11 protein-coding genes are annotated in these 12,741 nt (G+C 70.0%); 1 reads left to right on the forward strand and 10 read right to left on the reverse strand.

What is annotated here, in order from left to right; all coding sequences use genetic code 11:
* Positions 1 to 19: 19 nt before the first annotated feature.
* The 3 genes from IEX13_RS09400 to glnA all read right to left on the reverse strand — a co-directional run bounded on the left by IEX13_RS09400 (position 20) and on the right by glnA (position 4,176).
* Entirely contained in the window at positions 20 to 1,219 is a 1,200-nt protein-coding gene (locus IEX13_RS09400) for a hypothetical protein (RefSeq protein WP_188663495.1), read from the reverse strand.
* Between the two features lie 45 nt (positions 1,220 to 1,264).
* Positions 1,265 to 2,611, reverse strand: a complete 1,347-nt coding sequence (locus IEX13_RS09405) for a hypothetical protein (RefSeq protein ID WP_188663496.1) — start codon at positions 2,609 to 2,611, stop codon at positions 1,265 to 1,267.
* A 155-nt stretch (positions 2,612 to 2,766) separates the two neighbouring features.
* Entirely contained in the window at positions 2,767 to 4,176 is a 1,410-nt protein-coding gene (glnA, locus tag IEX13_RS09410) for a type I glutamate--ammonia ligase (RefSeq protein ID WP_188663497.1), read from the reverse strand.
* A gap of 257 nt (positions 4,177 to 4,433) precedes the next feature.
* Between glnA and IEX13_RS09415 the strand changes: the two genes are divergently transcribed.
* The gene (locus IEX13_RS09415; protein ID WP_188663498.1) at positions 4,434 to 5,228 is read left to right on the forward strand and encodes an undecaprenyl-diphosphate phosphatase; all 795 of its coding nucleotides are present in this window, start codon (positions 4,434 to 4,436) and stop codon (positions 5,226 to 5,228) included.
* Between the two features lie 17 nt (positions 5,229 to 5,245).
* Here IEX13_RS09415 and IEX13_RS09420 read toward each other — a convergent pair whose 3' ends face one another.
* From IEX13_RS09420 to IEX13_RS09450, 7 genes are all read right to left on the reverse strand, one after another.
* On the reverse strand, positions 5,246 to 7,264 hold the full coding sequence (locus tag IEX13_RS09420) for a tetratricopeptide repeat protein (protein ID WP_188663499.1): 2,019 nt from the start codon (positions 7,262 to 7,264) through the stop codon (positions 5,246 to 5,248).
* A 10-nt stretch (positions 7,265 to 7,274) separates the two neighbouring features.
* A complete protein-coding gene (locus tag IEX13_RS09425; protein ID WP_188663500.1) occupies positions 7,275 to 8,303 on the reverse strand; it encodes a YheT family hydrolase in 1,029 nt (342 codons plus the stop codon).
* Positions 8,304 to 8,308: 5 nt separating this feature from the next.
* Complete coding sequence (locus IEX13_RS09430) at positions 8,309 to 9,100, reverse strand: lysophospholipid acyltransferase family protein (RefSeq protein WP_188663501.1); 792 nt, start codon at positions 9,098 to 9,100, stop codon at positions 8,309 to 8,311.
* 58 nt (positions 9,101 to 9,158) lie between these two features.
* On the reverse strand, positions 9,159 to 9,587 hold the full coding sequence (locus IEX13_RS09435) for a hotdog fold thioesterase (protein ID WP_188663502.1): 429 nt from the start codon (positions 9,585 to 9,587) through the stop codon (positions 9,159 to 9,161).
* A 7-nt stretch (positions 9,588 to 9,594) separates the two neighbouring features.
* Positions 9,595 to 10,203 (reverse strand): YkvA family protein, encoded by a 609-nt coding sequence (locus IEX13_RS09440; protein ID WP_188663503.1) that lies wholly within the window; start codon positions 10,201 to 10,203, stop codon positions 9,595 to 9,597.
* 107 nt (positions 10,204 to 10,310) lie between these two features.
* Positions 10,311 to 12,152, reverse strand: a complete 1,842-nt coding sequence (locus IEX13_RS09445; protein WP_188663504.1) for a phospholipase D-like domain-containing protein — start codon at positions 12,150 to 12,152, stop codon at positions 10,311 to 10,313.
* A 6-nt stretch (positions 12,153 to 12,158) separates the two neighbouring features.
* The gene (locus IEX13_RS09450; RefSeq protein WP_188663506.1) at positions 12,159 to 12,737 is read right to left on the reverse strand and encodes a YceI family protein; all 579 of its coding nucleotides are present in this window, start codon (positions 12,735 to 12,737) and stop codon (positions 12,159 to 12,161) included.
* Between the last annotated feature and the right edge of the window lie 4 nt (positions 12,738 to 12,741).

The raw sequence follows: 12,741 nt of genomic DNA on the forward strand, positions 1-12,741 counted from the left end.
AGCGGCCCGGAGGGCGGGATTAGTCGGCGGCTTTCGGCCCCGGTGCAGGCGCTTCGATCCGGGCGATAGCCTCCAGATTGCCCCGCAGCGCATGGAAGTGGTCGAGCAGTCGCTGCTGGTAGTCGCCGTAGGCCGGGTAGCCCATGGACGCGATGCTGTAGCTGAGCGGCGCAGCCCAGGAATCGATGGAGTCGTAGTCACCTGCCCGGAAAGCGGGGACTTCACCCCGGGCAATGGCGGCCTGGCCCTCCGTAGTGCAGAAAGGCGCCAGGTGGGTGGCCGTCCACCCGTCCTGCAGCCTGTGGCTGGTGAACACCCATCGCGTGGGCGTGCGCCAACCGTCATTGGCCTCGTCCATCTGCCGGGAGAATTCGGACATCATTGCGAACTCGCTGCGCAAGGCATTGCAGACCTGGAAATCGTTGATGTCCACCGGCGCAATAGCCGCGCCGCATTCATCGGGTAGAGGTGCCGAGGGATCGAGACTGTGCACGCGAAGCAGCAAGTCTGATGCGCCTTGGGCGAGCGAAGCGAACACCAGTTTGTCGATCAGGAAGCCGTCGTTCCGAAGGTGCCTTCGCGCATTGGCCAGCAGGAAGCAAGCGCGAGGCCGGGCATTGGGCACGTCACCTTCCAGCGCCTGCAACGCGATTTCGTTGAGCGGGAGGCTCAGTTGCTGGTAGCCCGGGAACGGCATGGCGGCATTCAAGGCGTAGGGGTTTGCCAGGTGATTCGAGGCCAGCGCCTGTTCGACACGACGGGTGCGCGGCGCGGCCGCGTCCAACCAGGCGCGGGCGGCGTTTTCGTGACCGCGCAGCGCAGTGACACAGTCTTCCTGGCTGAAGTCGCAGGCGAATTCGGGCGTCGGCACGGGGGCGAGGCTGGGCAGACTGTCGGCGCCCGGCGTGGCCGGTGGCTCCATCGCTATACCGCTGCCGTCGACAAGGCGTTCGGCGTAGCGCTCATGGTACTCCGCGAAGGCCGCCACATCGGCGTCCAGCGCTGCGCCGAGCGCCTCGTCCGGCGCGTCCTTGCCAGCGTAGGCGAGGTACTTGAAGCCACTCTCTCCAGTAGGCGGCGATGGCACCTGGCGCATCAGGGCGACAGCGTCCTGCTCATCTTCGCCGTAGGCGACCCAGCGCAACACCTGCACCGTCAGCACGTAGCCGACGACCAGCAGGAGCACGGCCACGAACAGATACTTGGTCCAGCGGGCCACGGCGTTCTCCTTCACTTCCGGATTCCGTTTCGCATGCGCATCGCGCTATTCCTGCGCGGCGGGGATCGCGATCCTCAGCTCTGGCGCGGCCTGGGCATTTGCCCGGCGCAGCGGCAGCACCCAGTGACCGTCCTGGACGGTGATGTCATAGCCGGGCGACGCCGCGGCCATGGGCACCTGCGCGGCCGGCATTTCCCCGCCCACCGCGGCGATCGCGGCCAGGTGCAGGCGCAGGCTGGCGGCCTGGTCGAGCAGGCGGTCCTGGTACTGGCCGTAGGCCGGCGCGGCGATGGCCGACAAGATGTGGCTGATCGGGGCGGCCCAGAAATCGACCGACAACGGGTCGTAGGCGAACCCGGGCGCGTCCGGCACCCGGCCTTCGAGGATGCCCGCGATACCTTCGGGCCGGCACATCGGCGCGAAGTGCCTGGCGGACCAGGCGCGCATCAGGCGGTCGTCGCTGAGCGCCCAGCGCGACAGCCAGTGCAGGGGGTTCCAGCTGTCGCTGGTGGCCTCGTGCATGGCGGTCGAGAGGCTGGCGACCGTGGCGTACTCCTTCCGGAACGCACCGCAGGCCAGGAAATCCTCCGCGGCCACCGGGCCCGTCGCTGCCGCGCAGTTTTCGGGCAGGGGTGCCTCCGGTGCCAGGCGGCGCAGGCCCAGCAACAAGCCGGCGGCGCCGTCGACCAGCGAGCCGTGCACCATCTTGTCGATCAGCTGGCCGTCCTGGCGCAGGAAGCGCCGCTCGGCGGCCAGCAGGTCGCAGGCGCGCACGGTCGCCCCGGCCACGTCGCCGTCCAGCGCCTGCAGCGCGATGTCGTTGACCGGCAAACGAAGCATCTGGAACGCGGCGATCGGCGAATCCATGGCCGGCGGGTAGGGATTGTCGAGGTGGTCCGACCGCAGGGCCTGCTCGGCCAGGGCCAGGCGCGCGGCCTCGGCCTGCAGCCAGGCGCGGATGTCGTCCTCGTGCCCGCGCAGCTTGCCCAGGCAGTCGGTTTCGCGCAGGCCGCAGGCCACGGCGGGCGCGTCGACCTTCGGGCGCTCGGGATAGGTCGCGGCCACCGGCGAATCGAAGTACTCGGGATCGGCCACGCTGGCCTGGATGCCGTCGTCGAGCAGGCGCGCGCCCCAACCGGCGTGCCAGTCGCGGTAGGCCGCCAGGTCGCGGGCCAGCGCCTGGTCGAGTTCCGCGGCGGGGATGTCCCGGCCGCTGAAGGCCAGGTACTTGAAGCCACTGGTCCCCGCCGGCGCGGGGACCTCGACTTCCATCAGCGCCAGCGCTTCGCGCTCCTCCTCGCCGAAGGCGATCCAGCGCAGCACCTGCACGGCAACCAGATAGCCGATGGCCAGGACCAGGCCAACGAGCAGGGAGTTCTTGAGCCACTTCATCATGGGGAATCTTCGCCGGGGGTTTTCCCGATGGTAGCCGGGCATGGCGCCCAGGCACAGACGCCGTCGCTGTCGCTGTCGCCGCCAGGCTGGCTGCAAAACAAACGGCCCGGGTTTCCCCGGGCCGTCGTTCGCAACGCGTCTTGTCCGAAGACTCAGACGCCGTAGTACATCTGGTATTCCAGCGGGTGCGTGGCCGCGCGGAACTTGGTCACTTCCTGCATTTTCAGGGCGATGTAGCCGTCGATGAAGTCGTCGGTCATCACGCCGCCGGCCTTGAGGAACTCGCGGTCCTTGTCCAGGGCTTCCAGCGCCTGGTCGAGGCTGTGGCAGACGGTCGGGATGTTCTTCTCTTCTTCCGGCGGCAGGTCGTACAGGTCCTTGTCGCTGGGCGCGCCCGGGTCGATCTTGTTCTTGATGCCGTCCAGGCCGGCCATCATCAGCGCGGTGAAGGTGAGGTAGCCCGACTGGATCGGGTCCGGGAAGCGCATTTCGATGCGGCGCGCCTTCGGGTTCGACACGTACGGGATCCGGCACGAGGCCGAGCGGTTGCGGGCCGAATAGGCCAGCATCACCGGCGCTTCGAAACCCGGCACCAGGCGCTTGTAGCTGTTGGTGCCCGAGTTGGTGAAGGCGTTGATGGCGCGGGCGTGCTTGAACACGCCGCCGATGTACCACAGCGCCATCTGGCTAAGGCCGCCGTAGCCGTCGCCGGTGAACAGGTTGTTGCCGCCCTTGGCCAGCGACTGGTGCACGTGCATGCCGCTGCCGTTGTCGCCGACCAGCGGCTTGGGCATGAAGGTGGCGGTCTTGCCGTTGCGGTGGGCGACGTTCTTGATGATGTACTTCATCGTCAGCAGTTCGTCGGCCTTCTTCACCAGCGAATTGAACTTCGTGCCGATCTCGCACTGGCCGGCGTTGGCCACTTCGTGGTGGTGCACTTCGACTTCGATGCCGGCTTCGGTGAGCACCTTGCACATCTCGGCGCGGATGTCGTGCAGGGTGTCGGTGGGCGCGACCGGGAAGTAGCCGCCCTTCAGGCCCGGACGGTAGCCGGTGTTGCCGCCTTCGTACTTCTTCTTGCTGTTCCAGTGGGCTTCCTCGGATTCGATCTCGAAGAAGGTGTTGCCCATTTCATTGGCCCAGCGCACCGAATCGAAGATGAAGAACTCGGGCTCGGGGCCGAAGAAGGCCTGGTCGGCGACGCCGCTGGCCTTGAGGTAGGCCTCGGCGCGCTTGGCGACGCCGCGCGGGCAGCGCGAATAACCCTGCATGGTGGCCGGGTCGAGCACGTCGCAGACCAGGATGATGGTCGGGTCGGCGGTGAAGGGATCGACCAGCGCGGTTTCCGGATCCGGCAGCAGCACCATGTCCGACTCGTTGATGCCCTTCCAGCCCGAGATCGAGCTGCCGTCGAACATCTTGCCGTCCTCGAACAGCGCCGGCTCGACGATCGAAACCGGGTAGGTGACGTGGTGCTGCACGCCGCGCACGTCGGTGAAACGCAGGTCCACGAATTCGATGTCGTGGTCCTTGATGAGCTTTTCGATGTGGCTGTAGGGCATGGAAAGGTTTCCTGGCGGGTTTGGGTCCGTCCAGGAAGTTGCAAGCGGCGTGCCAAGCCTGCGTGCGCGCCAAGCCATTGATTCTGTTGGCCGGGGGTCGCAACAGCAAGAGGGTCGAGCACCTTCATGGTGCGGAATGACGGGCCATTTCCCCGAATGCGTGCATTCGGTCCCTGCGGGAACGCTTTCAGGCGCGCCTACAGGCTGGCGCGGCGTGCCGGGTATGCTTGGGCGCTTCCAAGACCATCCGGACCGCCGTGACCGACCTGCTGACCGCCCTGCTGCTAGGCATCATCGAGGGCCTGACCGAATTCCTGCCGATTTCCAGCACCGGCCACCTGCTCATCGCCCAGCACTGGCTGGGCGCGCGTTCGGACCTGTTCAACATCAGCATCCAGGCCGGCGCGATCCTGGCGATCACCCTGGTCTACCGCGAACGCCTGCTGGCCCTGGCCACCGGCTGGCGGCAGCCGGAGGAACGCGACTACCTGCTCAAGATCCTGGCCGCGTTTGCGGTGACGGCCGCGGTCGGCCTGCCCGTGCGGCTGCTGGGCTGGGAGCTGCCGGAAACGGTGACGCCCGTGGCCTGGGCGCTGGTGATCGGCGGCGTCTGGATGCTGGTGGCCGAACGCCTGGGTGAACGCGGCCCGCCCAGCAGCCAGGTGACCTGGGCGATCGTTGTGGCCGTGGGCCTGGCCCAGGTGCTGGCCGGCGTCTTCCCCGGCACCTCGCGCTCGGCGGCGGCGATCTTCATGGCCATGCTGCTGGGCCTGAACCGCAAGCCGGCGGCGGCGGAATTCGTATTCCTGGTGGGCATTCCCACCATGTTCGCGGCCAGCGGCTATGCGCTGATGGAAACGGTGCTCGAAGGCGAGGCCGGCGACGAGGACTGGGCCAGCCTGGCCGTGGCCTTCGTCGCCGCAACGATCACCGGCTTCGCCGCCGTGCGCTGGCTGCTGGCCTATATCGCCAACCACCGCTTCACGCCCTTTGCCTGGTATCGCATCGGCCTGGGCGGGGCGCTGCTGCTGGGCCTGCCGGCGGGCGGCTGAGCGCCCGCGGCAAGGGTTTATTCCGCCGGGTAGCCCAGGCGCGCGGCCACCGGCGCGAGCAGGGCGAACTCTTCGGCCAGGCTTTCGCGGTAGTGGCGCCAATGGCCCGCGGGCAGGCGCTGGCCGGGGCCGAACACGCCCGGCAGCGGGCTTTCCAGGCCCAGGGCCTGTTCGATGCGCTGGGCGGCTTCGCCCGCATCCACGTCCAGGCGCACCAGGTCGACGCGGCCGGAAACTTCGGCCTCGTCGGCCACGGCCTCGAGCACCGCCGCCAGCCACTGCGCCGAGCGGCCGATTTCCGGCAGGAAGTGATAGTTCTGCAGGCTGCCGTGCAGCATCCAGTTCAGCAGCGCATCACGCGGGTCGGTCAGCAGCACCAGCACCTTGGCCCCGCCGAGGGTGGCGAAGGTGTATGCGTCCACGTGCGGCAGCCAGTCGCGGGACTCGGCCGGGTCCAGGCCCGCCGCGCGCAGCGAACTTTCCCAGCGCGCGGCGGTGCCCGCTTCCGGGTGGCCCGGAGCGCGGCGGCGCAGGCCGTAGCCGTCGCCGTCGGCTTCGCTGCCGATGCGGTCCAGGCGCAGCTTCGGGCCCAGCTGGGCCTTGGCCTGGCGCAGCACGAATTCGGCGCGCACGCCCGGCGGCGACCACAGCAGCAGGCCGTCGATCTTGCCCGCGGGCGCTTCATCGGCCGGCACCGCCGGCGGCGGCAGGACCTGGCCGGGCAACGGGTGGCGCACCATTTCCCGCCAAACTTCGGCGGCGTCGGCATGGCGGCCCAACGCATCAAGCGACAGGCCGCGCCAGCCCAGCAGGCTTCGCCGGGCCGGGCCGTCCTTGGCCTGCGGCAGCAGGCGCTCGGCCCGGGTCAGCGACAGCGCCGGGTCGTCGCGGAATTCGGCGCGCAGCTTGTACAGGTTGGCGGCGTAGAGATCGGGATTGATGGCCAGCGCCTGGTCGGCGTACTGACCGGCCTGTTCGTGCTGGCCCTGGGCGTCGTGGTAACCGCACAGCATTTCCAGGCAGGCCGCCGACTGCGGCATCGCCGTGTGCCAGCGGTCGAGCACCGGCTTGGCTTCTTCGCCCAGCATGCCGGCCACGTTCAGGCGCACCTTCCACAGCTCGTCCTGGTCGGGGGCCTTTTCCAGCGCGGCTTCGGCGCGGACCTTGGCTTCGTCCGGGCGGCCGCTGCGCACCAGCAGCGCCACGGCCTGGCCCAGCACCGGGGCCTGGGTCGGGTGGGCGTCGAGCACGGCGCACAGGTCGGCCACGGCATCGGCTTCGCGGCCGTATTCGATCAGCAGCTCCGAGCGCAGAACGCGGGCCATCGGGTCGGCCGGCGCCACGGCGATCAGCTCGTCCAGGGTGGCCAGGGTTTCTTCGGCCTTGCCCTGGCGGCGGCGGGCTTCGACCAGCGCGCGCAGCGTGGTCGGGGCACGCGAGTTGTCCAGGCGCAGGGCGTTGGCCAGCGCCTGTTCGGCGAAGGGCCACATGCCGCGCGACAGGTAGGCCTGGCCCAGGGCCAGCTGGGCGGCGGCGAGGTTGGGGTCGGCTTCGGCGGCGGCGGTGAAACACTTCAGCGCCTTGTCGCCGTCACCCTGGGCCTGGGCGACATACCCTTCGATGACGCGCACCTGCGGGTGTTCGGCGTTCACGCGCTGGGCCAGGCGCAGGTTGCGCTCGGCCTCGGCCTGGTCGCCCCGGCCCAGGGCCAGGTGGGCCAGCAGCACGTAGGCGCCCAGCTGGTTCGGGTCCAGCACCAGGGCTTCCTTGAGGCCGCGGATGGCGCCGGCGGCGTCGCCTTCGGCCAGCTTCTGGGTGGCCAGGCTGAAGTGGTGGGCGGCGATGTCGGGGCCCAGTTCCAGCGCACGCTCGAAGGCCTGGCGGGCGCCGGCCGGGTCGCCCTTCTGCTGCAGGCACACGCCCAGCAGGTGGTGGGCGGAGGCGTTGTCGGGCTCGGCGGCGAGGGTGTCGCGGGCGGCGGCCAGCGCGGCGGCGATGTCGCCGCGGCGCATGGCTTCGATGATGTCGACGATCATGTGGGAGTCTTCAGGCAGGCGCGGAAACGACCATTGTAGCCGCCCCGGCCTCCCGGGCCGCGGCTTCCAGCCGGTCGGCCACCCAGCGTTCGCCATAGCCGCCCAGGTGCAGGCCCTCGAGGAAGCCGCAGTGGCCGCCGAAATCGGCGATTTCCAGCCGCGAATGGGCCGGCAGCTGCAGGCCGGGGAAACCGTCCACGGGAATGACCGGGTCGTCGGCCGCGGCCAGCACGCTGACCGGCACCTGCAGGGCGGCCAGGCGCCCGCCGGACACTGAATACCCTTCGAAATAGTCGTCGATGCCGGCCAAGGTGGTGTGGCGCTTGACCATCCAGCCGGTCAGCGCGCGCATGTCCATGGCCAGCACGTCGTCGCCGAAGTCGTGCAGTTCCGGGAAAAGCTGGCGCTTGCGCTGCAGCGACCGCCGCCACTTCTTCATGAAGTACCAGTGGTAGAAGCGCGGCCCGCCTTCGAGCGTGCGCAGCACCGCCGCCGGGTCGATGGCCGGGCACACGGCCGCGGCGTGCACCAGCGGCACGCCGGCGCCCGGGGCCGCCAGCGCCAGGCGCAGCGCGAAGTTGCCGCCCAGCGAATAGCCCGCCGCCAGCAGCGGCCGGGACGGGAAACGCCGGGACACCTCGGCCGCCGCCTGCACCACTTCGGCCAGGCGGCAGGAATGGAACAGGTCGGGATTGAGGTGGTGGGTGTCGCCGTGGTCGCGGAAGTTGAGCCGGAACACGTCGAAACCGCGCGCCAGCATGGTCGCGGCGGTGTGGCGCATGTAGCTCGAGTCGGCGCTGCCTTCCCAGCCGTGCAGCAGCAGCACCAGGCCGCGCGGGTCGCGGCCCGGCAGGGCGCTGTGGAACCCCTGCAGGCGAACCCCGTCTTCGACTTCGACCAGGTGTTCGGTGGTGACCGCGCCCAGCCGGCGCATGGCGCGTTCGCCGGCGGCGCGGCGCAGGGTGGTCGAGCCCAGCAGCGACTGCAGGTGCGGGTTGCGCAGCCAGCGCGGCGGGCGGTAGCCAACCGACCGGGTCATGCGCCTCAGCCCGCCATGGCCGCGATGATGCGCTCGCGGCAGGTGTCGGCCATGCGCCGCCGGCCGTCTTCGCTGGCGGCCACCGGCTCGAGGAAGTGCACTTCCGCGACCCGACCCGGCTCGCCAAGCAGGCGCACGAAGTTCTGGAAGAAGTTCTCGCGCTCGCCGAAGGCGACGATGGTCTGGGCGCTGCCGCGCAGGCCGTACTTGAGCGCCACCGGCTGCGCCGGCACGCCGGCCAGCACCGCCGGCTGGAAGATGCGCGCGTGGAAGGTCGCGATGGCGTCGCCGCGCGTGGTGCGGCCTTCGGGGAACACGCCCACCGACAGGCCCTGTTCCAGCCGCTGCACCATCTGGTGCATCACGCCGTGCAGGGAATCGTTGCTGCCGCGGTGGTGGTAGATGGTGCCGCCGCGGCTGGCCAGCCAGCCCACCAGCGGCCAGCGCGCGATCTCGGCCTTGGCCACGAAACCCATCATGCGCTGGCTGTGCATCAGTTCGATGTCCATCCAGCTGACGTGGTTGGCCACGAACATCACCGCGCCCGGCAGCGGCGTGCCGTAGCGGCGCAGGCGGAAGCCGAAGACCCGCATCAGCAGGCCCGACCACAGGCGCACGGCCAGGTGGTCGAGGCGTTCGCCGCGCACGTCGATGCGCGCGCTGACCGGATTGATCAGCAGCAGCGTTATCGGCAGCCCCACCAGCAGGTGCAGCAGCAGGAACGGGATTCGCCAGAGGTAGCGCAGCGGCCGGCGCCAGTCGCGCGACGGGCGGGTCGCTTCAGTGATTGCGGACATTGCCGGCATTGTGCCGCAACACAGGCCCGGCCACACCCGACGCCGGGGTACGCGGCGTTCAGCGACCGATGACGGCGCCGGTCATGCGGGAAATGCAGACCAGCCGGCCCTTGGCGTCTTCGATGCGGATTTCCCAGACCTGGGTGGCGCGGCCCAGGTGGATCGGGCGCGCGGTGCCGGTCACCTCGCCCTCGGTGACGGCCTTGAGGTGGTTGGCGTTGATTTCCAGGCCCGCCAGCTGCTGGCCCGCGTCGGGCGCCAGGCACAGGTAGCCGCCCAGGCTGGCCAGGGTTTCGGCCAGCAGCACCGAGGCGCCGCCGTGCAGCAGGCCGAAGGGCTGTTTGGTGCGCTCGTCCACCGGCATGGTGGCGCGCAGGAAGTCGGGGCCGTGCTCGGTCAGCACGATGCCCAGGTTGCCCGGCGCGGTGCCGGGCAACAGGGCGTTGAGGGCATCGACGCCGGGCCGCTGGCGGAACGGGTCGTGCACGCGCGGATCAGCGGACGCGCAGCATGCCCGGGCGGTAGGCCGAGGTGTAGCCGCGGCGCGCGTAACCCGAGCTGTCGCCGTAACCGCCGCCCAGCTCGCGGTTGCGGCGGCGGTGCATGCGGTCCACGAGTTCGTCGCGGCGGGCTTCGAGCCAGTCGGCGCGGCCGGCCTTGGCCGGGTCCAGGCCGCGGCGCTCGGCCTCGCCCTGGCGGAATTCGCAGAATTCGTCGTAGGCGGCGAGCTCGTGCTTGAGGTCCTTGACGCACATTTCGATGGCGATGGCGTCGTCGAAGTAGCCCAGCACCGGCACGTTGTCCGGGATGACGTCGGCCGGGTCGGCGAAATAGACCAGGGCCGACAGCACGCGCTGCTTGTCTTCTTCCGGCAGGTGCCAGCCGTCGTCGCGCAGCATGGCGATCATCGCGTCCAGGCGGTCCAGGCGCTCGTTGATGAAGTCCGGCAGGTCGCCGATGTCGGCGCCCTTGAGCAGCCCGGCCGCGGCGTTGATGATTTCGTCGGCGGACTTGTTGCCGGCCGAAGCGCGCGCCGATTCCATGGCCTTCGTGAAGTGGGCGAGGTCGCGGTCGGAGAGTTCGAAGCTGATCGAAAGGGGCATGCGGGCGATTCCGGCAGACGTTTACAGGAACGCGCAGCCTAGGCCGGGCTGCAGGCAGCGTCAATCGAACGCGGTGCCCGGCGAATCCGGCCAGGCCGGCGGACGGGCTAGAGGATGGGGACCAGCCCGGCGCCAAAGGCCGTCATGATGCGCGTGTAGACCGTTTTCAGGGGCAGGTCGACCTCCGGGAAGGCGCCGACGTCCTCGTAACACGCGTAAAACCGGGGATCGCCCGGCGGCAGCGGGTTGCAGCCCTCGCGCAGCTCGAAGCTGCTGGCGTAGGGAAAGGGCCAGATGTCGAAGATCGGCAGCTTTTCCGAAAGTTTGCCCAGGCTGTAGTTCAGGCCCGAGAAGACGGGCGGCTTTTCCTGGCGGGCGATGGTCCAGGCGTTCGCCGGGACCATGTCGCGTTCGATGCTGGCGCGCAGCGCCGCGGCGAACTGGCGGTCGTGCACCACCACCATGGACTCGGTGTTGAGATTGTCCGAACGCGGGTCGAAATTGTGGCTGCCGACCACGCCGATGCGGTCGTCCACGACGATGGACTTGGCGTGCAGGCCGACCCGCACCCCGGCGCGCTTGAGCGGCACCGGCCCGGACGCCGAGCCGGCCGAACCGGAACCGAAGATCGGCAGCGCGGCCTGGCGGGGGCCCAGGACCCCGGTGGCCGCGATGTCGATCGGCGCGTCCTCCGGATAGGGCTTGTACTCGAAGATCTGGAAACCCAGTTCGCGCAGGTACAGGCGCTTGTACTTGTGGCTCATCGCGTAGACGGGGAAGGCGTCGGTGGCGGCCAGCGAATTGGTCGAGACGATGACCTCGGGCGCGTCGGCGCGCGCGTGCATCTCGCGAAACAGCTTGCGTGCCGGCCGCGACAGCACCAGGTAGGGCGTCTGCATGACCAGTTCGCCGCGGGTGGCGTCGACCAGGTCGCGCATGGCGCGCGAAGCGTCCTCGTGCGCGGGCTGGTCGCCGGTGTGCTTCTGCGGCAGGTCGGCGAAGAACTCGACCCGGCCCACCGGCAGCGTCAGCGGTGCCAGGCGTTCGTACACGGCGGCGCCGTCGGTGACGGCCTGAGCCATGGCCAGCACCCGCGGCGAGCGCTCGCGGGCCGGGTCGAGCAGGCGGTGCGCGGGCACCCCGTCGCCGCGGATCAGGCGTTCGGCGACGTCCTTTAGCGTATGCGCCGGGTGGCTTTGTTCGAAGGTCCAGAAGGCCTCGAAGTTTTCCTTCATGGCCGCGGCGATCGGGCCGGCCACCAGGATGTCGCGGTCGCGGTAGTTGTAGCTTTCGCCCCAGTCGAAATAGCGGTCCTGGATGTTGCGCCCTCCGGTGACCCCGACCGTGCCGTCCACCAGCAGCAGCTTGGTGTGCATGCGCCGGTTGAACTTTCGGAAGCAGCAGACGATGCCGGCGGCGTACTGCAGCGGTTGGGTCTTGGCTTCGCCGAAGGTGGGGTTGTACAGGCGCAGCTCGAAGTTGGGGTGGGAACCGGCCAGCGCGGCCTGCAGGCCGGGGTCGGGCAGGCCGTAGAGCTGGTCGAGCAGCAGCCGCACCCGCACGCCGCGGCGGGCGGCGGCCAGCAGTTCTTCCAGCACCAGCAGGCCCGAATCATCGACGTCGTAGATGAAGCTTTGCAGGTCGATGCTTTCGCGCGCGGCGCGGATCAGGTGCAGCCGGGCGATCAGGGCATCCTGGCCGCGGTCGAGCATCGTGACGTGGTGGCGCGGCGCCTCGTCGGTGGACGCCGCCACCGCCTGCCCGCCCAGGGCCAGCAGCGGCGAGGCGACCGGGCGGCAGGCCGGGTCGGCGCCGTCACGGCAGTCGCTGGCCGCGGCGTGGCCGGCTTCGACGATGGCGGTGGAGGCACGCAGGTCGGCGCGGCTGAGCGTGGAGCAGCCGGAGGCGAGCAGGACCAGGAGCAGCGGCAGGGCCAGGCGGGGGGACATGGGGTCTCAGGGTTGCCGGAGGCGGACGTGGAAGTCGAAGCCTACCTCGTCGCGCAGCCAGACCCGGTAGGCCTCCATGCCGAAGTCGCGCCGGCTGACCTGGCCGGCCACCGGGATGTCGCAGTCGTAGCCGGGCGCTTCGCAGGCCGAGGGCGCCACCTGGAAGGCCACCGGGCGGGCGACGCCGCGCAGTTCGACGGTGCCGGCCAGGGTGCCGCCGTCGCGCACCAGGGCCGGCGCGAAGGGTTCGGAGCGGAAGTGGATCCAGCGGTGGGCCTGGACGTCCAGGAACTTTTCCGAGCGCATCGAACGGCCCATCCAGGCCGGTCCGTCGAGTTCCAGGCTGCGGGCATCCAGGCGCACCGACACCTGCAGGCGCTCGTCCTCGAGCCGGTCTATGCGTCCTTCCAGGGCCTGGAAGTCGCCCCGGACGCGGCCACCCAGGCGCAGGTCCACCACGATGCCGGCGCGCGAGGTGGCGGGGTCGATAAGCGGTGAGTCTTCGCCGCCGATCGCCAGCGACCAGCCGGGCAGCCACAGACCGGCCACCAGGGCCAGGCCGGCACCGGCCGGGCCGGGCTTCATTGCT

The organism is Arenimonas soli (assembly GCF_014643775.1).
Lineage (GTDB): Bacteria > Pseudomonadota > Gammaproteobacteria > Xanthomonadales > Xanthomonadaceae > Arenimonas > Arenimonas soli.